General features: G+C 44.5%; 18 protein-coding genes. 13 read left to right on the top strand and 5 right to left on the bottom strand.

What is annotated here, in order from left to right:
* Window positions 1-340 precede the first annotated feature (340 nt).
* Window positions 341-568 (top strand): hypothetical protein, encoded by a 228-nt coding sequence (locus tag ACL9RM_RS12175; protein ID WP_250267716.1) that lies wholly within the window; start codon window positions 341-343, stop codon window positions 566-568.
* A 172-nt stretch (window positions 569-740) separates the two neighbouring features.
* On the opposite strand, the gene ACL9RM_RS12170 is transcribed toward ACL9RM_RS12175, so the two are convergent.
* On the bottom strand, window positions 741-1148 hold the full coding sequence (locus ACL9RM_RS12170) for a MerR family transcriptional regulator (protein WP_250259026.1): 408 nt from the start codon (window positions 1146-1148) through the stop codon (window positions 741-743).
* Between the two features lie 229 nt (window positions 1149-1377).
* Here ACL9RM_RS12170 and ACL9RM_RS12165 point away from each other — a divergent pair, with 229 nt between their 5' ends.
* The 3 genes from ACL9RM_RS12165 to ACL9RM_RS12155 all read left to right on the top strand — a co-directional run bounded on the left by ACL9RM_RS12165 (window position 1378) and on the right by ACL9RM_RS12155 (window position 5356).
* Window positions 1378-2322, top strand: coding sequence for an MBL fold metallo-hydrolase (locus ACL9RM_RS12165; protein WP_250267718.1), 945 nt, complete (start codon window positions 1378-1380; stop codon window positions 2320-2322).
* 723 nt (window positions 2323-3045) lie between these two features.
* A complete protein-coding gene (locus ACL9RM_RS12160) occupies window positions 3046-3927 on the top strand; it encodes an AraC family transcriptional regulator (protein WP_250267720.1) in 882 nt (293 codons plus the stop codon).
* Window positions 3928-4027: 100 nt separating this feature from the next.
* Window positions 4028-5356, top strand: coding sequence for a prolyl oligopeptidase family serine peptidase (locus tag ACL9RM_RS12155; RefSeq protein WP_250267722.1), 1329 nt, complete (start codon window positions 4028-4030; stop codon window positions 5354-5356).
* Between the two features lie 203 nt (window positions 5357-5559).
* Here the strand turns inward: ACL9RM_RS12155 and ACL9RM_RS12150 are convergent, their stop codons facing one another.
* Complete coding sequence (locus ACL9RM_RS12150; protein ID WP_250267723.1) at window positions 5560-6348, bottom strand: polysaccharide deacetylase family protein; 789 nt, start codon at window positions 6346-6348, stop codon at window positions 5560-5562.
* A 371-nt stretch (window positions 6349-6719) separates the two neighbouring features.
* On the opposite strand from ACL9RM_RS12150, the gene ACL9RM_RS12145 reads away from it, so the two are divergent.
* Entirely contained in the window at window positions 6720-7094 is a 375-nt protein-coding gene (locus ACL9RM_RS12145; protein ID WP_250267725.1) for a PH domain-containing protein, read from the top strand.
* A 112-nt stretch (window positions 7095-7206) separates the two neighbouring features.
* On the opposite strand, the gene ACL9RM_RS12140 is transcribed toward ACL9RM_RS12145, so the two are convergent.
* Window positions 7207-7527: a hypothetical protein gene (locus tag ACL9RM_RS12140; protein WP_414126330.1), complete on the bottom strand. Its 321-nt coding sequence runs from the start codon at window positions 7525-7527 to the stop codon at window positions 7207-7209.
* Between the two features lie 192 nt (window positions 7528-7719).
* Here ACL9RM_RS12140 and ACL9RM_RS12135 point away from each other — a divergent pair, with 192 nt between their 5' ends.
* The 6 genes from ACL9RM_RS12135 (at window position 7720) to ACL9RM_RS12110 (ending at window position 14447) form a co-directional block, all read left to right on the top strand.
* Entirely contained in the window at window positions 7720-8685 is a 966-nt protein-coding gene (locus tag ACL9RM_RS12135; protein WP_043882098.1) for a carbohydrate ABC transporter permease, read from the top strand.
* Window positions 8682-9503 (top strand): carbohydrate ABC transporter permease, encoded by an 822-nt coding sequence (locus tag ACL9RM_RS12130; protein ID WP_209949644.1) that lies wholly within the window; start codon window positions 8682-8684, stop codon window positions 9501-9503. The genes ACL9RM_RS12135 and ACL9RM_RS12130 overlap by 4 nt, the downstream gene beginning before the upstream one ends.
* Before the next feature lie 124 nt (window positions 9504-9627).
* Window positions 9628-10992, top strand: coding sequence for an ABC transporter substrate-binding protein (locus ACL9RM_RS12125; RefSeq protein WP_250259016.1), 1365 nt, complete (start codon window positions 9628-9630; stop codon window positions 10990-10992).
* 257 nt (window positions 10993-11249) lie between these two features.
* The gene (locus ACL9RM_RS12120) at window positions 11250-11834 is read left to right on the top strand and encodes a TetR/AcrR family transcriptional regulator (RefSeq protein WP_250259014.1); all 585 of its coding nucleotides are present in this window, start codon (window positions 11250-11252) and stop codon (window positions 11832-11834) included.
* A 23-nt stretch (window positions 11835-11857) separates the two neighbouring features.
* Complete coding sequence (locus tag ACL9RM_RS12115; RefSeq protein WP_250259012.1) at window positions 11858-13222, top strand: HlyD family secretion protein; 1365 nt, start codon at window positions 11858-11860, stop codon at window positions 13220-13222.
* Window position 13223: 1 nt separating this feature from the next.
* Entirely contained in the window at window positions 13224-14447 is a 1224-nt protein-coding gene (locus tag ACL9RM_RS12110) for an ABC transporter permease (protein ID WP_254351548.1), read from the top strand.
* A 96-nt stretch (window positions 14448-14543) separates the two neighbouring features.
* Here the strand turns inward: ACL9RM_RS12110 and ACL9RM_RS12105 are convergent, their stop codons facing one another.
* Both ACL9RM_RS12105 and ACL9RM_RS12100 read right to left on the bottom strand, forming a co-directional pair.
* On the bottom strand, window positions 14544-17141 hold the full coding sequence (locus tag ACL9RM_RS12105) for a glycine betaine ABC transporter substrate-binding protein (protein WP_069291363.1): 2598 nt from the start codon (window positions 17139-17141) through the stop codon (window positions 14544-14546).
* Window positions 17116-18339 (bottom strand): quaternary amine ABC transporter ATP-binding protein, encoded by a 1224-nt coding sequence (locus ACL9RM_RS12100; protein WP_029516322.1) that lies wholly within the window; start codon window positions 18337-18339, stop codon window positions 17116-17118. The genes ACL9RM_RS12105 and ACL9RM_RS12100 overlap by 26 nt, the downstream gene beginning before the upstream one ends.
* 516 nt (window positions 18340-18855) lie before the next feature.
* On the opposite strand from ACL9RM_RS12100, the gene ACL9RM_RS12095 reads away from it, so the two are divergent.
* Together ACL9RM_RS12095 and ACL9RM_RS12090 are read left to right on the top strand one after the other, a co-directional pair.
* On the top strand, window positions 18856-19419 hold the full coding sequence (locus tag ACL9RM_RS12095) for a GbsR/MarR family transcriptional regulator (RefSeq protein ID WP_028543060.1): 564 nt from the start codon (window positions 18856-18858) through the stop codon (window positions 19417-19419).
* Window positions 19420-19572: 153 nt separating this feature from the next.
* On the top strand, window positions 19573-21054 hold the full coding sequence (locus ACL9RM_RS12090; RefSeq protein WP_250268893.1) for a carboxylesterase/lipase family protein: 1482 nt from the start codon (window positions 19573-19575) through the stop codon (window positions 21052-21054).
* Window positions 21055-21142: the final 88 nt, after the last annotated feature.

Here is a 21142-nt window from a genome sequence, read left to right as displayed (position 1 = left end):
TATACCGTAACTTAAAAAAAGGAGGAGTTCATGTGAGTGAATGTGGACATGAGCATAAGGCCAAACAATTTTGTCCTTTCACATCGACGGGTGCAATTTTGGTGCTCTTTATCCTGTTAGTCATAATTACTAAAGCGTGTTGGATTTAATTATGTGAAAAGAATTGTTGGATAATACTACTTCACTTGACTTGACTCATTTTTTTTAGGATGGTAAAAAGTAGAGCCCAACAAGCGTATTTGGTAATAGCCTATGCGCTTGTTTGGTTTTGTCGGCAGGGGAATATTTTATTGAAGGATTTCTCAGATCATTCATCGAATGAATGACCGAGGTGATCAGCATGAAGCATACATATAAAGTGTTAAAATCGGATTTAGAACTATTTGCTGCTGCATTAAGCCAGGCAAGAGTATATATGGTTCAGCCGTTGAACGAGGGTTTGATAGATATTGTGGATTACAGTGGAGCAGTGGAGAATATTACACCGGAGTCGGTTAAGATTAACGGAACCTTTTTCATGAGGAATCAGTTTGAATTTAGAGTAGATGTAAAGGGCTCAACTGGGTAACTGGTATGAGTCTACTTTTTAAAAGTTCGTTGATAACTACAACAAAAGAAACAATGGTAGCCTAGGACGGGAAAATAAAGCCCTAGACTATCGCTATTTCATTGAACTAACGTTTCCCGTTAGTTCAATGAATTCTGTTGCCATCGTATATGCTGGTGGTGAACCAGGTCTTCTACATTACTATATCGTCTTTCGTAAGTTTTTGGTACAAGGCTATCTTCTCGTTAGCAAGGGAAATCATGCACTCAAGTTCCTGCCGCTTGGATTCCAGTTCCACCAGATGCTTTTCAAGAATTTCTATCCGCATGTGTAAGGCAGGAGTAAAATTAGCAACTTCTTCCCCTTTTTGAATTTTATCCAGTACACATCCGTCACGAGTAAATTCCGTAATCTCCTCAAGCGACAATCCCAATTTTTTTAATCTAATTAAACATTGTATATATGAAACCTCACTTTCGGTATAAATGCGTGTCCTTCCATTTCTTCGATTTGGTTCCTGTAGTACTCCAATTTTTTCATAATAGCGAATCGTATAAGGAGTTAGCCCCGTTCTTTCTGATACTTGACTTATAGTAAGCATTGTTTTTTATGTCACTCCTTTTTTCTAAACCAAAATTTAAAACTATTATACATCTTTAACTCAACTCGAAGTCGATATTTGCACCTCTAACTTCATTTCAAAAATTTGTGCTTGATTTCTAGTTAACTCTAACTTGTAAGCTAAAGTTGCTAATTGATATACATGAAACATAAAAAAACTAAAGATAAAAGGAAATGGTGTCAAACTTATTTTGATGGAGGCATAAAGAATGAACAACAAATACTTCACGATTCAACAAGCAGCGGAAGGTATCTGGGGTGCTATTTCGGTACCTGGTAGTGGTTCGCTGGGGAATGCAGCAATTATTGACATTGGGGATTTGACCGTTGTTGTGGACACAACCAACCTACCGCATTCTGGTACTTTGTTACGTCAAACCGCAGAACAATTAACGAATAAACCAATTAAATATGTGATCAATACTCATTTCCATGGAGATCATGTCAACGGCAATCAGGAATTCATGGAAAGTGATTTTATATCTACCGTTTGGACAAGAGATTTGCTATCTAAAATGGGTAAAGTGAATATTGATCTAATGCAACAAAACATTCAGAAGTTAATAAATAGCCTACATCAAGTACGTTCACAAGAAAAAAATCCGCACATGTTAACCGAAATCGGCTATGATCTTTCCGTGCAGAGAGCCCTGTATGATGCTGTCCCTTCCCTTCGTAGGGTGATACCCACGATAACTTTTGACGATAAACTAGTTATAAAAGGAGCAAAACGCACTGTCGAAGTTTTATCTTACGGAGGCGGCCATTCTTTAAGCGATGCCGTTATTTACGTGCCTGAAGAACGAACCTTGATTGCTGGTGATTTAATAACCAACAAGACGATTCCGGTCATGCCATACGGTAATCCCTACGCTTGGATACGCATCCTTAGACGCATTCAAAGAGATCTGAATATAGATACTGTCATTCCCGGGCATGGAGATGTGTCCACTCCAGATAAAATCCTAGATGCCATTCGCTTTTTAGAAAAAACGATCGCTTATGTGTCTGAAGCTGTGACGAGCGGAAAACCAGAGTCTTACTGGTTAAATGAAGGTGTATTAAATGGCTATGAAGATTGGCATCTAGCTCAGTATTTCAGATGGAATTTCCGCTGGCTCTTCAATACAATGCTTGTTCAAAATAATAGATGAGACACAACTAGCACTCCCTTTAACTCCACCAGATTCACAAGGCCAGTTCTGAATGTCAACCCGGCAGCACGTTTGGGTATTTTTAAACGTAATTGGCAGTCTGCTTGTTAGGTTAACCTGCCACGTTAGCTTAACATCGCCGTTCAGTCTACAACTTTTCAGCAGGTTGCCGTAATATGTTAGATCTGGAGATAAAGACGCGGAGGTGTACAGAAAGCATAAATGTTAGTTGCTTGCTTTAGAGCAAAATAACTATATTATGGGGCCGGATAAGTCTACACTACGAGATATCGTCATTCTGGAGAGTTGGGAGCGGGATAGGGCATACCTATGCGGCCAAGAGAAGGTGAGATATTTTAGAAAATCAAATTCTCAGAAATATCATTGCTACTTTGTATACCCCATTATACAATTGCAAGGAAGTTGTTAATTAGAATGAATTATTATAAGACCTTTTCGTTTATTACGCCTTGAATGAAAGCGTTGACATGATTTTCAACTCGCTATATACTTAGCTTAATTAAATGAATAGCACTAGGATTGTAACTGTTACGCAGGCAAAACCTAAGGAACAAAATGTTAAGATCTAAGGATCTTATGTATTTTGTTATACTTAGGTTTTTTTGTTTATAGAGAAAGGAAGGTTAAATACAAGTGGTTTCGGCACTTTGCTGAAGCCATTTTCTTCTATTTATGAGTTCACATCTGAGAGGAGCGACAAACTTGGAATACAAATATGAGCTGGTCCAGGCAGACAATCATTTTCCGTTAAAAATTATAGTTCATTCCTCCAATGAACCAGCGTACATACCTAGGCATTGGCACGACAGCACCGAAATATCCTATGTGCTTTCAGGAAAAATCGATAATATCTATATTGATGGCGCGAGTTATAGCTCCAAAGAAGGAGATATTGTGCTCATTAATTCGAATGCTATTCATTCCTTTTCTGTGGCTAAGGGACAAGGAAGAGAGGCTATAACTGTTCTGATTCCTTCTGAATTTATTAGAGCAAATGTTAACGGCAGTAATCCCATCTCATTTGACTGTATTTCCATTTTCGAAACTAACGAGCAGAGATTACAGCATTTTGCGGAGTTGCGTGATTTGTTAAACACCTTATTTGTGGCTTATCTCAACCGGCATAATGACCCTTTAGCGCATATCCATTTAACATCACTATCTTATAAACTGGTGTATCTGTTATTAATGCATTTTAAAATGGATCATGAATCTATCCGTGGCTTTAACTCCGATAAATATTTGGAGCGGCTGACGTTGATAACCGATTATATCAAAAAGAATTACGATCAAAGTTTATCCTTGGATTCGATAGCTCAGGTTTTTGGGTTGTCTCCCGAATATTTGTCCCGTTTTTTTGTGAAGCATGTAGGGATGACCCTATTTCAATATATCAATGCCATCCGTCTGGAGAGATCTTTTCGAGTTCTCATGAATACGGATCATTCCATCATACAAATTGCGCTGGAGCATGGATTTCCGAACGAGAAGTCTTTTGCCAGGGTATTTAAAAAGGTTTATCAGGCAACACCGCATCAATATCGAAAAGAGAACAAGAGGTATTCTGGAGCAAGGAGTCAGTAATTGACCTGAAATAGGCTAATAAAAGACAGGATACAAATAAAAAAATCATTAAAATAAATAATGTAAGCGTTTTACTAATGGACCCGGGAGGTAAGACATCATGTTTAAACGGTTTCAAAAGGCTGCTAAAACAACTATGTTATTCACTTTAGCTATCGGTACGACCCTTGCTTTCAATTCCGCTGCATGGGCCAAGGATGTAAAGATACAGCCCACCTCGTACCGGACGGTTGCGGAGGTTAAGGATTGGGGAGCAGCCATTACGAAGATCATTGTTAACCTGGGTAAGCCAGTACCTAAAGATGCGATAACAAAGGATACATTTAAGGTGCACGTGGGAAGAAGCGACAATAGGCTGGTAAATCCCTTTATTGAGAGTGGCAACCGGAAAGTCACCAAGGCCTATGTATCGGACAAAAGTGGCAACCCTGTAAATAAAACCGGAAGCTACGTTGTATTAGAAATGGAAGTCGGCCCAGCCTTAACACTAAGCTCAGCTATTCATTATGATGCGGCAGGTTCCGGGTTTAACGCATGGAATGATAACAAATACACAATCACGCAGCAAAAAGCTATTAAAACCACATCAGGAACGATTTCCGGCTTGAAAATTGATACTTCCGCAGGTCAGATACGGAAGCTAGTTGATCAATTTGCAACCGGCAAAGCTACTTTTGACGGGATTACTTTAACCTATGCGGACTATACACCGTCAAAAGACAAAGTGAAAAATCCCTTGGTGATCTGGCTACATGGTATGGGTGAGGGAGGTACAGATCCGACGATTCCGATTTCCGGAAATAATGCAGCGAATTTTGCATCTAAAGATATTCAATCCTATTTTGAAGGGGCTTATGTACTGGCACCTCAGACTCCAACCTACTGGATGGATGGTTTTACAGGCTTCGGAGACGGCACCTCCAAATACGAGCAAGCATTGATGTCCTTAATTAAGGAGTACGTGGCCAAGAACAAAGACATTGATACAGATCGAATCTACATTGGCGGAGACTCCAACGGCGGTTACATGACTATGCTGATGATCCGTGATTATAAAGACTATTTTGCAGCCGCTGTGGTGGCCTGTGAAGCCTTGAAGGACAGCCTTATAACCGATGAACAGATTAACGAAATGAAGGACCTTCCGATCTGGTTTGTGGCTGCCAAAACCGACACCGTAGTACCGCCGAACGATTATACGGTTCCGACCTACAACCGTTTAGTGAATGCTGGAGCAAAGGATGTTCATATGTTGTTATTTGATAGCGTAGTAGATACCTCTGGTTTGTACAAAAAGAAGGACCAAACACCGTATGAATACAATGGCCACTGGTCTTGGATTTACGTTTATAACAACGAAGTATCGAAGGTGATTAACGGAAAGAAAATAACGATGATGCAATGGCTAGCCTCCAAAACGTTGGACTGAAAGGTACAGCTAGCAAATGGAAATAGCAATATGATGTAATAGGCTTCTTTAAAGTTCAAGCCAGCCTTACCGTACATTCTCTGAGTCATTCGTTAACAACACGTTATCGCTCGGAGAATTATCAGTTCCTTATTGGGTTTTCGCAAAATCCTCATGTATAAAACTCCGTCAACAAATAATTGACGGAGTTTTATTGCTCTCTTTTACTTATTCACTTCAATGAGCCCATCCGGTTTCTCCCGATTAGAGAGTAATTCGGATACCGTGACGAAGGTAAACCCTTTCTTCTTGAGCTCCGGTAAAATGATTTTCAGGGCTTCGACGGTTTGTATACTTTGATGTACATAATCGTGCATCAGGACAATGTCGCCATTACGGGCGTTGCGAAGCACCCTATTAGCGATACGGTGTATGCCTGGTTTTCGCCAATCCAAGGTGTCCTGATGCCAGGACCATAAAATAATTTTCAATCCCTTCTCTTTGGAGAGCTTGACTAACGAATCGGTATAGGAGCCGCCGGGGGGCCTAAAAAGATGGGTTCCCGCACCAGTTGCTTGAACGATGCTCGCTTGGCCTTGATCCAATTCTGATAGAGCTTTGTTACGGGAAATATACTGAAAAGATGAATGATAAAAGGTATGATTGCCTACTTCATGCCCTTCTGCTCGTTCTCGTTTCACAATATCAGGAAGCTTTTCTACACGGCTGCCGACGACAAAAAAGGTCGCTTTAGCATTGTACTCTTTAAGCAAATCCAAAATGGCAGGCGTATTGCTTTCGTCCGGTCCGTCATCGAATGTGAGAGCGATAAGCTTACGATGGGTAGGAACTTCCCACACAATGTCGCCCCGTTCTTCGTAATAGGCCCTTCCCTTTGTAGGAGTGGGGGAGGCGGATGATGGGGCTTGTGCATTGGTAGATGGAGTGGGACAAGAGCTGATACACAGTAAAGAAACAGCGATTCCAGCGCACAGCAAACGGTTGTATTTCATAAGGCTTCTTCTCCGTTCTAACGTATTCTCACATTAGCTTGCCAAGAAGAAGCGTATACCATTCCTCGTTTCTGAAATTCATCCATTCCAATCACTTAAAATTAGATCTAATTGCTTCTTCAGCAATGCGTAGATTACAAAGTTATGCTGAAAAAGAGTGATAGCTTGCTTGTTGATAACATCCTGTACCCATGTTAAGTTGTACATATCCATCCTTGGTTTCAATGTGCAGTTGAGGTAGGTCATTGTCCAGTTCGTGAGAGTGTTAATCTGACGAAAAATGAAGAGGTCGACGGGACAAGCCGCAAAAGCTGATCTGAGGTCAAGGAGCTGCGACTCGTTCCTGAACTTCGAACAGGAGATGAGACGGGATGCAAACAAATGAAAAAGAGTTGCGAGCTATTAGTCTGACGTTAGAAGCGGGCGAACACATCCGATCATGTATGGGGTGTACGTATGATTTGCAACAGAGCTCCCAGAAGATATCGCATCATGGAATGCTGGCAGTGACATCCCAACGAATCATCTTTTATTCCTGCACTATGGGTACTCCTTGGGTCAAGTTCATCAATTATCACCATATTTCACTGGCTAAGCTGGATAAGGATTTGTCGGATTTTAGGGGGAACATCACGCTGATCAATCAGGGTGTGAACGAGGTGTTCACCCACCTGCCGAGTGGAGATTGTATAGAAAGGTTTATAGCTGTACTAGAGCAAGAAGCAGGTATCTCTTGTGAGAACTAATGATTATGAAAAACAAATAACTAAAACCTCCAACTTCGTAATGTGCCAAGAAGGATTCTTACAGAATTTGGAGGTTTTTTTGTCTTTTAATTAGAGAGATGTGGATCGAGCGTCAGCTCAACAGAGTTATAACCAATAAATTATATAACACCAACGGCAGAATGACATTGTTGTAGGCATAGGAGCGATCAGGGGTGGTGTTGCCTGAGAAGGGTGAGTGATATTGCTGAGGGACTCTTAAATACAAATGATCCGCATCGATGTGTATAATCGTTCCTTCATATACTTGATGATCCATCGTTTGCACCCTAACCGTGTGATTCATGTAGGGGCTTAATTGATAATGCAAATGATCGCGGATCTTTTTGAGTTCCGCCTGTAATTCCGGTCTAGCTTGATATAACGTTTGCGGACTGACGGTGTTGTATGGCATTCGCCTCTAACCTCCATACCCTGTAATGATGCATTATATGTAGGAGTCTATGTCCTTGTGCTTATACCTATAGAGAGTTGCTTTTACAAAAAGAAAAAACATTAACATTTTACTCCAGTCCACTTGACGTTCCCTTTACATCAAAACGATACACTTACTGAGGTTGGTTTGAAAAGAAAGGGGCGCTCCGTTTTGGGTGAGCTTAACAAATCTATGGGACTAGGGACGAGGAGTCAGCAACAGACTTCGTCTAAAGCCCGCATACGCACGGGTTCGCTAAAAATTCAAAGATTGCGCGAAAACGCGCTGGCGTATACCTTTTTGGCTCCATCGCTTATTTTGTTTGCTGTATTTATGTTTTACCCGATGATCAAGTCCGTATATCTCAGCTTGCATTCTACAGATCCCGCAGGAAACGTTGCAGCTTATGTGGGGTTAGATAATTTTACTACACTTTTCAGCTCGGGACTGTTTCTACAAGGAATTAAAGTCACACTCCTGTTTGCACTGTTAACAGTACCAGTAGGTATTTTATTGGCGCTGGTACTGGCTGCACTTACACACAGTAAATTGCGGGGAATGCGTATCTTCCAGTTTGCCTTTTCGCTGCCGATGGTGTTGTCGGTCGGTTCATCTGCGGTCATTTGGAAATTTCTTTTTCATCCGACACTGGGGATGTTCAACTATGTGCTTTCCCTGCTACATATTAATCCGGTTCCGTGGCTGACCAGCCCGGATTGGGCGCTGTTCTCAGTAGCCATGATGACCATCTGGATGAATCTTGGCTTCAATTACATTATCTTATCGAGCGGACTTCAAGGGATTCCAGATGACATGTATGAAAGTGCCAAAATGGACGGAGCTGGCCCGCTCGTCACGTTCTGGCGTATCTCCTTGCCACTGTTATCACCGACGATCTTTTTTGTAACAGTAGTTTCCATCATTGGAGCCTTCCAGTCTTTTGCTCAAATTAACATTTTGACCAAAGGCGGTCCGGTGAACAGTACGAATGTATTCGTATATTCCATCTATCAGGAAGCTTTCGTTAATTTCCGGTTTGGAACGGGGAGCGCGCAGGCCATTGTCTTGTTTGCCGTCATTCTGCTGCTCACGATGATTCAGTTCAAATGGGTGGAAAGAAAGGTGCATTACCAATGAAACGACACCTGAATTCAACATTGCTGTATGTACTGCTTACGATTGCAGCTGCTCTCATTTTGTATCCGGTTATATATACGTTTTTTATGGCAGTCATGTCGCCGGAGGAAGCAAGCGCTTATCCACCAAGCTTTCTTCCACATTCTTTTCATATGGCAAATTTCACTGAAGTGTTTGAAATTGTTCCGATTGCAGCCTTTATTGGAAATACATTTCTCATTTCGGGTCTGACGATGATTGGGCAGTTGATTACAGCCAGCTTGGCGGCCTACGCCTTTGCCAAAATGGAATTCAAGGGAAAAAACTTCATCTTCAGCATGTTTGTAGCGACGATGATGATCCCTTGGGAAGTGACCATTATTCCAAACTACCTGACGGTACGAAGCTGGAACTGGCTTGATACATATCAAGGATTGACGGTTCCTTTTCTGGCGACGGCATTCGGAACATTCCTGTTAAGGCAATTTTTTCTCCAGCTTCCCAAGGAACTGTTTGAGGCGGCTCGTATGGATGGGTGCGGACATATCCGTTACTTTGTGTTCCATGTGCTTCCATTATCGCGCCCTGCGCTTGGAACACTGGCTGTGTATTCGTTCCTGAATATGTACAATTCGTATCTCTGGCCTTTACTGATCACCAATAGTGAGAATATGCGTACGGTACAGATCGGAATATCCATGCTCGAATTTCAGGAATCGACTTCATGGAATCTGGTGTTTGCGGGTACGGCACTTGTCATTTTACCGTCTCTGCTCTTGCTGATCTTTGGACTAAAGCAGTTGGTACGTGGAATGGCAGCGGGTGCGCTTAAAGGCTGATCACATATTTCAAATGAAAAGCAACACCTGCGCAAGCAGCCCATATACAGAGCTTCAACACACAAGAATATCGCAAGAGAATGCCAATTCAAGATCATTTAATCAAAGGGAGAGAAGAGAGATTATGAGATTTTTTCGTCTGAAAAGTACATTGACCCTGCTTATTCTGACTGCCATGGTGGTTGCAGCAGGTTGTAGCAATAATACTGCTGCAGAGAAGCCGAGTAATGGTAGTGATGGGGCAGCAGCGACTTCTCCAGTGAAGCTGACTTGGTGGCATTCGATGTCCGGTAACGGTGAAAAAGCAATCAAGCAGATCGCTGCTGACTTTAACGCCAGTCATAAGGACATTCAGGTAGAGCCAGTATATCAAGGCAAATATGATGATAGCTTGAACAAGCTGAAAGCGTCGCTTGGTTCCAACAGCGGCCCGGACATCATTCAAGTATACGAAATCGGTAGTAAATTCATGATCGACTCCAAAATGATCACACCTGTACAACAATTTATTGATGCAGACAAGTTCGATCTGTCGCAGCTAGAGCCGAATATTACACGATACTACACGATTGATGGTAAATTGAACGCCATGCCGTTCAATACGTCAAACCCGATACTATACTATAACAAGGATGCATTCAAAGCCGCAGGACTTGACCCAGCTAATCCTCCGAAAACGTATGCTGAGTTCGAAAAGGCTGCAAAAGCCTTGAGCAAGGATGGTAAATCCGGTGCTTCCATTGCCATCTACGGCTGGTTTATGGAGCAACTGTTTGCCAATCAGAACGCGGATTATGTGAATAATGGCAATGGTCGTGACCAAGCGGCAACGGAATCTATGCTGAATTCGGATGCCGGTGTAAAAACGCTGACGTGGTGGAAGAAAATGATCGATGAAAAGGTTGTATCCAATCTGGGACGTAACTCGGACGATACGGCAAAGGCTTTTTCCGCAGGACAAATTGCGATGACGCTGGATTCCACCGCTTCGCTGCGTAATATTGTGGAGCAGGTTGGCGATAAATTTGAAGTAGGCACAGGATTCCTGCCAAGAGCCAATGAAGCTAAAGAAGGCGGCGTGGTTGTAGGCGGCGCGAGTTTGTACATTATGAACAACAAGCCTGAAGCCCAACAGAAGGCAGCGTGGGAGTTCATTAAATTCGTCGCTTCCCCAGCTGTACAGGCACAATGGAGTGTAAATACCGGGTACTTCCCGATCACGAAAGCAGCCTATGACGAGAAGGTACTCAAAGACAATATGGTAAAATATCCGCAATTCCAGACGGCGGTTGACCAATTGCACGCATCGGCACAATCCACCGCTACACAGGGCGCAGTGATGGGCGTATTCCCAGAAGCGCGCCAAATCGTCGAAGGTGCAATCGAGGCCGTTCTGAGTGGCCAGCAACAGCCAAAACAGGCATTGGATCAAGCTGCACAAGAAATTACAGGCAAAATTGCGCAATACAATCAAACGGTGAAAAAATAGTCGGCCTTCCCTTAAAATCGGCCTGATAATCTGTAGAATGGCCCCCTTATCATCCGATTTTATGACATAGCGGATCGAATGAGTGACCCCCTCACTTATTCGATCCGTTTTTGCATTTTTATTTTTTAGAATAAGCGTTTAGACGAAATGTCTAAAATGAATTATTTTCATTTTTCCTATTGCTGGGTAACTAAAGATGGGCTTATAATAAATACATAATTTTTGTACTGGACGGTCAGTTCAAAAAAGGAGGAAGCATGAAACAGCAAACGAAGGAAATTATTTTTAACGGCGCACTTAAAGCTTTTTCCGAACGAGGATTTAACGAAACAAACATGGAAGAAATTGCTAAGGTTTGTGGCATAGCCAAAGGAACCCTGTACTACAATTTTAAAAACAAGCAAGAATTGTACATTTACATTTTGAAGATGGGGATGGAGCGATTTGTGCAGGATATCCGTGAAGCGATGGCTCAGGTTCCTATGGATCAGGTAGAACTGAGGGTTCACAAGCTGATCCAAGTACATATTGAGTTCATTGGGAGAGAGCCGGATTTCTGCCGTTTACTGGTTAGCAAGGGATGGGTCTCACAGGAACAGCATTTTAATATTAGGCAGGTGCTGGCAGACTACTTTGATTTTATGGAGGCGGAGATCGATTCCGGTAAGTTATATGGGAAAATTTCAAGTAAGCTGGATGCCAAAACAACAGCCAATTGCTTATTTGGGATTTACATTTTCGCTCCGATGCGGTCCATGGTTTGGGGCGAAACGATGAATCTGCAAGAGGTTCGAGAAAGTATCGAAGTATTTGTGTGTAATGCATTGGGCATGCAACATTAATAGACAGATGGAGTGATGAAAACATGAAAGCTAAAAAATATACGATTTACGTCGTACTTATTATTTTAATCGCGGTAGGAATTTATGCCTTGACTGCTTTCCCACGGGGTGGGAGCAGCTTGTCTGCGGATCAGTCTTCTTCCATACCTACGGCTTATGTAGAGTCGGATACCCTCAATGCCAGCTTTAAAATGGCAGGACGGATTGACCAGATGCTCGTCAAAGAAGGCGATCAGGTTAAAAAGGGGCAGGTGTTAGCCCATCTGGAAAGTCGCGAGTTGGAAGATAAGGTGAAGCAGGCACAGGCGGCGTTGCTGGCAGCTAAGAGTAATGTATCCAAAGCAAAAGCCAGTGTGTTGCAGGCTCAAGCAGGCGTAGGTCAGGCACAGGCTACTGTGAGCGCCGCTCAGGCCAAGAAGAGCCAAGGTACGACATCGGTCAGTGTGACCGCTGAGGCATCCTCCAGCCAGATTGAACAGGCCAAAGCGGCTGCGAACGCCGCCAAGGCAAAACTGGATGCGCTCAAGAGCGGGGCAAGACCGCAGGAGCTTGAGCAATTGCAAGTATCTGTGAAGATAGCCAAGGAAACGCTGGACCTGACCGTTAAAAATCTGGAGCGTGCCAAAAAGCTTCAAGAAGCCGGAGCAGCAACCCAGGCATCTTTGGATCAAGCGACATTGGAACATCAACAGGCAGTGGCCAAGTATAATGCAGAGTCGCAAAAATTGGATATGGCACGGGAGGGAAGCCGCAAGGAGGAAATTACGGCGGCTGAAGCTCAATACCGTCAAGCCTTGGCTGCGGTGAAGGAAGCACAGGCAGGAGCGGGCAAAGTTGCTGTGCAACAGGAAGATGTCAAAGCTGCTCAGGCTTCGGTAGAACAAGCGCAATCTGCTGTGAAGGCGGCGCAATCCACAGTTGAGCAGGCTCAATCTGCGGTTGCAGGTGCCAATGCTCAGGTAGCCCAAGCGGAAGCCGCACTTCAAGAGGCTCAGACCTATTTGAGCTACACGACGCTATATGCGGCCGAAGATGGAATCGTAAAATCCAAGTCGCTTAGCTTAGGTGAAATGGCTAGCGCAGGATTCCCGGTCTATACCATTGAAACTTCGACACAACGTTGGGCTAAATTCTATGTACCTGAAACGTCTCTGAATGGCCTTCAAGCAGGGGATGCCGTCCAAATTAAATTGCTGTCTGGCGGTAAGGAGCTGAAGGGTAAAGTCATTCTGTTAGAATCGGCTGCTGACTTTGCCATTCAAAAACCGAGCCAAAGCTCCGGTGACAAGGATGTCCGTTCCTTCGGTGTTAAAGTAGCATTGCCGGACCTTGCTGCTTCGGTTCCAACAGGCTCCACGGTCCTGTTTACAGGCAAAGGGGCGCAGTAATATGCAGGATTCACAGGAAAGACTTCGTATCCGCGATGTGTTTCGCGAGGAATGGCTGAGCATCTTCCGGGACCGCCGCTTTATGGCTATTCTGCTGATTACGCCGATTGTGTATACGATACTATTCGGCTTCCTATATTCACATCAGCGGATTACCGAAATGCCTGTCACAGTGTACGATGGAGATAATTCACAGCTCAGTCGCCAGATCATTCAGGCGTTCGATTCGACCGACTCATTTGCCGTTACACGGCAAGCGACCAATCAGGAAGATGCTGTCCGTCAGGTAGAGACCGGGGAAGCTAAGGTCGGAATTGTCATTCCCGACAACTTTACGACTCGGCTTAAGCATGGGGAGAATCCACCCGTGCTCACGCTGATTGACGGCAGTAATATGATGTATTCCAATAGTGCCAGTCGGATTGCGAATCAGGTCATTAGCAGCGTGAGCGCTGGAGTATCGGTCAATTCCATGAAACAAAAGGGAATGAACGCCGATCAGGCCGCGTCGACGCTGACTACCATCCCGTTCCGATCCAGAGTGCTATTTAACCCGGTATATGATTATAAGCTTTTCATGCCACTAGGGGTTATCTCTGCGGCTCTCCAGCAGTGTTTGCTGCTTGGTATCGCGTTGTCCTGCACGCGTGATAAGGAAGCAGGGACTTGGGGAAGATTTGGTGCATGGAGAAATACCCCTTGGCGTTTGGCTATTGCCAAACTGGCACCGTATTATGCAGCGGGAGCTTTCAATGTGCTGACTGTATTCAGTATCAGCGCTTTATGCTTTGATATTCCGTTTAGGGGACAGGTACTGCCGTTAATTTTGGTGTCGCTGGTCTTTAACTTTGCCTTGTGCGGATTAGGCTTCCTGTTCAGTCTCTTTTCCAAGACCAGAGTGGATGCGACCCAAACGCTGATGCTGATTGCTGTTCCTTCCTTTATGTTGTCAGGTTATACGTGGCCATTAGAGGCAATGCCCGGCTTCTTGCGGGGGCTTGCTGAAATATTGCCACTGACGTATTACCTGGACGCTGTACGGAACATCACGCTCAAAGGACTGGATATCACCTACATCTTCAAAGATATGATTGCTCTAGGCGTCATTGGTTGTGTGAGTCTGCTGGTGTCCTTTGTGATCTATCCGTTATTCTTTAGACAGCACCAGACGACAGGGCAGCATGCCGATGTGCCCGCTCAAGAAGGATTCACGCTAAAAGGCTGAGAGCAACTTTAAATCTGGAACTCATAAAAAGGCAGATCAGGAGTAAACCCTGATCTGCCTTTTACTTGTTCGTATGGTTTAAAAGCGGAAAAAATATTATTGCGGCGCTTTAAGATCCTCGATAGAATCAATCGGTACATAGGATGGAACGACAAGCCCGGACATAACGCCAGTCATGCTGGTTCCGATGTCATCCACCTTATCCTTGTATTGAGCCCAATAATCAGCATGCGTCAATGGAAGCCAAGCGGCAGCAGTAGCATCTACACTTCCGCCGGCCACGCCAGTCCACATCGGGCCGATTTCCACTTGCAGGGCTGTTACTTTATAGCCCAATTTTTGTTCCAATACATATTTCAATACGTTCGTACTGGCAATTTCAGAATCCCAAGCAGCGTAGCTCAGCTTCAAAGGATCACCGTTGACGGGCTGTAGGCCCTTGATCCATGCCTGTACCTTGTCAGGATGTTTATCAGCCCAGTTCTTGGCAGCCTGCTGTGGGGCAATACCGTCCTGAATCGCGATCATCACTTCACCCATATCTTCAGCAGTCCACTTAAAGCGGCTTAGAAATTCATAAGCCACAGGAGCATCCTGCTTCAAACCTTTGCGGGCGATTGTATGAATTTCTTCCTTATCACCGTACGCTTTTTTAGGATCTTTCAAGTATTTCAAATCATATTTGTTAAACATCCAGTGAGGAGTCCAACCTGTTACGACGATAGGCTGCTTGGCTTTGATAGCTTTATCCAGTGTAGCGGTCATAGCAGCTCCAGAGCTTTCAAGCAGCTTCCAGTCGGATAAGCCATAGTCATTAATAGCTTTAGCGGTCAGCTTCATTAGTCCGGCGCCAGGGTCGGTACCGACAATGCGGTAACCGACCTCTTTGCCAAAGTCCTCGGTTGTGGCGGAAGCCGGAGCCGCTTCGGCTCCGTTATCCTGCAAATCAGTAATCGATTTAACATCCATGTAAGCTGGAACGACCAATCCGGTTTTAACACCGCTCATATTAGCCCCAAGATCGTCGAGCTTATCCTTGTATTTAGCCCAGTAATCCGCATGTGTTAACGGCAGCCATGCAGCCGGTGAAGCATCTACATCACCACTAGCGACACCCGTCCACATAGGACCTGCTTCCACTTGAAGTGCGGTTACTTTGTAACCCAGTTTGTTCTCCAAAATATAACTTAGCAAATTCGTACTGGCAATTTCGGAATCCCAAGCGACATAACTCAGCTTGAACGTGTCGCCATTGACAGGTTGCAGTCCTTTAGTCCATTCCTGAACCTTGTCGGCATGTTTCTCCGCCCAATCCTGGGCAGCTTGTTCAGGACTGGTTCCGGCTTGAATGGCAACCATCATTTCACCCATATCTTCCGGTGTCCATTTGAAACGTTTTAGAAACTCATAAGCGATAGGAGCATCCTGCTGCAAGCCTTTACGGGCAATCGTATGAATCCCCTCGGCTTCACCATAAGACTTCTTAGGGTCTTCCAAATATTTGAGATCATACTTGTTGAACATCCAATGTGGAGTCCAACCTGTAATAATGATCGGTTTTTTCGCTTTAATGGCTTTGTCCAGTGTGGCCGTCATAGCTGCACCGGAACCTTCAACCAGCTTCCAATCAGACAAATTGTAGTCTTGAATTGCTTTGGCAGTCGATTTCATAATGCCTGCCCCGGCATCAATACCGATAATTTTGTAACCGACTTCTTCGCCAACCGGGTTGGCAGCAGCGTTACCTTTGCCAGATGCGGAATGATCTGTACCAACAAAATATTGGGAAGCACCAGCGATCAAAATGACAGCTGTAACTGCAGAAGTAATCCATACTTTTTGCTTGCTGGATACGCGGCTTTTGCCTTTTTGCGTAGGTTTAAACAGGTTTTGCGTAAAACGGTCAAGCACAATAGCCAGAACGACAACAGCTAAGCCGGCTTCAAAACCTTTACCGATTTGCAGCTGTGTCACAGCACGGTATACAACAGCACCGATGCCTTCTGCACCGATCATGGAAGCAATAACAACCATGGATAGTGACAGCATAATCGTCTGGTTAATACCAGCCATTAAGGTAGGCAATGCCAGTGGAAGCTGAACTTTGAACAGCTTTTGCGCAGAGGTTGAACCGAAAGCATCTGAGGCTTCGATGAGCTCACCTGATACTTGCATAATCCCCAAGTTAGTCATGCGAATGGTTGGGGGGATAGCAAAGATAACAGATGCGATAACACCAGGTACAACACCCAGACTGAAAAAGGTAACCGCTGGGAGCAAGTACACGAACGCAGGCATCGTCTGCATAAAATCAAGTAAAGGCGTGATAATGCGGGATGCGGATTTACTGTATGCACACCAGATCCCGATGGGAATCCCGATAACAATGGATACGAGTGCAGACGTGATGACCAGTCCGAGCGTATTCATTGTTTCACTCCAATAGCCGAGATTATCAATCAGCAGGAAGCCGATGACAGTAAACAGCGTAAGCTGAACCCGCCCGATCATAAAGGCGATAATCCCGATGATCACGATGAACACCAGAGGGTGCGGAAGCATGAACAGGCCTGAGAAAAAGCCTACTACAGCTTCTATAATAGAAGAAATAACATTAAACAATCCAGCCAGATGAATACCCATCCAGTCGACAATGGATTGAATCCACTCAGCGATTGGCAGTTTCGGTATCATGGGCATTCACCTCCTTTGTAGTGGTAACATCTCCACCAAGTGCGCCGAGCAATGCTCCACGGACGATAACGCCCAGCAGCTTTTGCTTGTCATCGACCACAGCCAGCGGCACCTTGGACGAGCTTGTAATTTCAAACAAATCATTAATGACAGTCTCGGCAGCAACCTGCGGTCCGTCAGTAATCAAAATATCTTCAATCTTCAAATTATTGCGCAGTGCATGAACAGCATCCTCGGCGTTAATAACACCCAGTAGCTTTTTAGTACGGTCAATGACGAACAAATTGGAAATCCCACGCTCCCGCATCAATTCCAGAGCCACACGCGGACCACGATCCATGGTGATGGTTTCTGGACGAAGCATGACATGAGCAGCCGTCAATACCTTGGACAGATCCACATCCTCGACGAAGCGGGCTACATAAGAGTTAGCCGGTTGGATCATAATTTCTTCCGGTGTACCGATTTGTACGACCGCACCGTCTCGCATCAAGGCAATCCGGTCACCAATCCGCAACGCTTCATCCAGATCATGGGTGATAAACACAATTGTTTTCTTCATTTTATCTTGAAGCTCCAACAGCTCATCCTGCATGTCACGGCGAATGAGAGGGTCCAATGCACTGAACGCTTCATCCATCAGGAGCACTTCAGGGTCATTAGCCAGCGCTCGTGCCAGGCCGACACGCTGCTGCATACCGCCACTCAATTCATCGGGCATTTTATCGCCCCAGTTTTTAAGACCAACCAGTTCCAACGCTTGTTGCGCCTTTTCCTGACGCTGTGCTTTTTCTACCTTTTGAATTTCAAGACCATATTCTACATTTTCTAATACAGTCCGATGTGGGAACAGGGCGAATTTTTGAAAAACCATGCTGATGGTTTTACGACGAACTTCGCGAAGTTGTTCTTTGTTCATCTTACGGAGATCTTTGCCGTGGACCAGAATTTCACCGGAGGTAGGCTCAATCAAGCGATTTAGCATTCGCACCAAAGTGGACTTGCCACTGCCCGATAGCCCCATAATTACGAAAATTTCACCTTGCTTAATTTCCATGTTGGCCTTATTGACACCAACAGTAATCTGTTTTTCTTTGGCCAACTTTTCCTTGCCCCAGCCTTGCTCCAGGAGCGGAACACCTTGCTCTGCGTGAGGACCAAAGAGTTTGCTGACATTTTTGACTTCCAAAATCGTCATACATACACCTCTTCTTTCTATACTTTGCTTGGTATTAACCCCTTGTTGCATTAAGGATTGAGTATAAAAATCATAATTCTGAACATCCTGAACGGTTAATGACAAAATTAATTGTAACAGAATCATTGCTTACATTTCAAACAAAAAAACTGTTCATAAAGTACGTACAGAAAAAACTGTACAAAGTTTCCTCTGATATGCTCCTTCGTTCTTTAGAATGCTCAAACATTCGGAACTTTACAACCGATAGTGCTTTTTTTAAAATAGACAATGAAATATAACCATAAGAAAAAGATTTATGTATATTCATAATTTTAAAAGTTTACTATCATTAGCAATTTTGCGAATTATGATTTTGAACGATCCATGCTGTTGTAATATAGACAGAAGCTTTGTTTTTGAAACATTTCACTTATTAATTGAAAGATTTCATACATTGCGTCAAAGCTAATCTTTTACGGGTAAATCGTTCATACTAGGTTGTGCAAAATGCTCTAAAATTAGGAGGTTGCAAGCATGAGCTTGTACCAGTTAGGTGATGAGCAGCAGGCTTCGCTGCAAAAAATTCGCAAACGTGTTATAGAAGCTATAGGTAAAAACATGGACCTGTATGGGATCACTTTGTCTGCGGGGCATTTATACGGTTTGCTTTTCTTTGCGGATAAACCGATGACGCTGGACGAGATGGGCCGTGAAATGGAAATGAGCAAAACGAGCATGAGTACAGGAGTTCGAACATTATTGGATCTGAAAATGGTAAATAAGGTTTGGAGCAAGGGCTCACGCAAAGACTTGTATGAAGTCGAATATGACTGGCATCAAACCTTCACTGATTTCTTCGCTATTAAATGGAGAAAAGCGGTAGAAACAAATTTACTGGTGTTGCGCAAAGCCATTGATGAGCTGGACAGATTGATGAATCAGGGTGAAGAGTACGAGGAATTTAAGGCGATTCTTCAGCAAGATCGTATGAAAATGAAGCAGGCTGTCGCTTATTACAAGTGGCTAGACCGACTAATTGACTCTATGGAAAGCGAAGAAATTTATAAGCTGATTCCCAAAGAAGAAGTTCGGGATTAATCGCTATTTCCCTATCTTGTTTATAAAAATGCCGGAGCGCAAAAGTGCTTCCGGTATTTTTTGGTTTGGCCGTGTGCAAAGGGTATAATAGAGATATGTAAAGATTGATATTATACCGTTATGTTGAAGATACGAAATAAAGGAGGCTTCATGATGGAGAGTATTACAGTACATACTCGTTTAGGTCAATTACGTGGGGAAACCGGGAATGGATATCATGTATGGAAAGGTATCCCATATGCACAGCCTCCTGTTGGAAAACTACGTTTTCACGCGCCCCAGCCTTTGGAGTCTTGGGAGGGTGTGCGGGCTGCGACGAGCTTTGGGCCAATCTGTCCGCAACCTATGCCATCCGCTGAAAGTATGACTGGAAATCTGGTGGAGCCGCCTGAGCAGTCAGAGGATTGCTTATACCTGAACATTTGGACACCTGCTTCGAAGGCTCCTGAGAAGGGACGTCCGGTGATGGTGTGGATTCATGGCGGTGCCTTTGTCACGGGGTCCGGGATTATACCTTTATATGACGGGGAACGCATGGCGAAGAATGGCGATGTTGTGGTTGTTACGATTAATTATCGATTGGGGCCGTTAGGATTTTTGCATCTGACTCCAAAGGGAGATGGCCTGACCTCTAATGCGGGACTGCTGGATCAGATCGCTGCGCTGGAATGGGTTAGGGATCACATCTCTGCCTTTGGCGGTAACCCGGACGAAGTAACGGTGTTCGGTGAATCGGCAGGCGCGATGAGTATTGCCGCTTTATTGGCGATGCCAGCCGCTAAGGGACTGTTCCAGCGTGCGATTTTGCAGAGCGGTGCGTCGCAGGTATTGCCAACCTCACAGGCCGAACAAGTGACGGCTGTGTATCTGCAGCAGCTAGGTGTGGACACTCAGCATCCAGAACGGTTGTTTACGCTGCCGACAGATGCGCTGATGCTAGCTATGGCGAAGACGCATGAAGTCATCGGACCAGGGATGGCGATGATCTATCAACCCGTCGTGGACGGTGTGACCTTGCCAGATGAACCGCTGTCTGCAATCGCGCAAGGTTCAGCAAAACAGGTATCCGTTTTGATTGGAACGAACTTGCATGAGGGGGCCTATTTCATCCGAAAAGAATCCCATCTAATGAACAAGTCAACAGCGAGTCAGGCATTGGAAATGATGACGGGCATGTCAGACATCGGCGACCTGATAGAACCATTTCCTGTTACGATTGAGGGACAGGCACAAATGTTGACTGATTTATTTTTTTGGCGTCCTGCATTGGCTCTTGCTGTTGCGCAGTCGGCGCATGCGCCTGTATGGATGTATCGTTTTGATTGGACATTGCCGGGGCATCCTACCTTTGGACAAGCGGTTCACGGTGCCGAAATTGCGTTTGTTTTCGATAATCTGGAGCTGCTAGGTAAGCTTGGATTAGAGATTCAACCGTCGATGCAGAAGCTCGCTCAAGCTATGCAGCAGGCATGGGTTGCTTTTGCACGTGATGGGAAGCCTGTGCTGTCCGAGGAGGCTTGGCCGATGTACGACAGGGAAGAGCGGACTACAGCTATTTTCCATCAGGATATTAAAATGGAGCACGACCCCGAAGGAGATAGACGCCGTCAGTTAACCGGTCAGATGACCCTATAAGTAAATAAGAGAGATCACCCCAAGTACTCACATGGAAAAAGCCTTCGCCCGTAATTAGCATACGGACGAAGGCTTTTGTTAGTCATTA

Source organism: Paenibacillus sp. S29, assembly GCF_049319765.1.
In the GTDB taxonomy this organism is placed as follows: Bacteria; Bacillota; Bacilli; order Paenibacillales; family Paenibacillaceae; genus Paenibacillus; species Paenibacillus polymyxa_B.
This window is presented reverse-complemented; position numbering and strand designations above follow the sequence as displayed.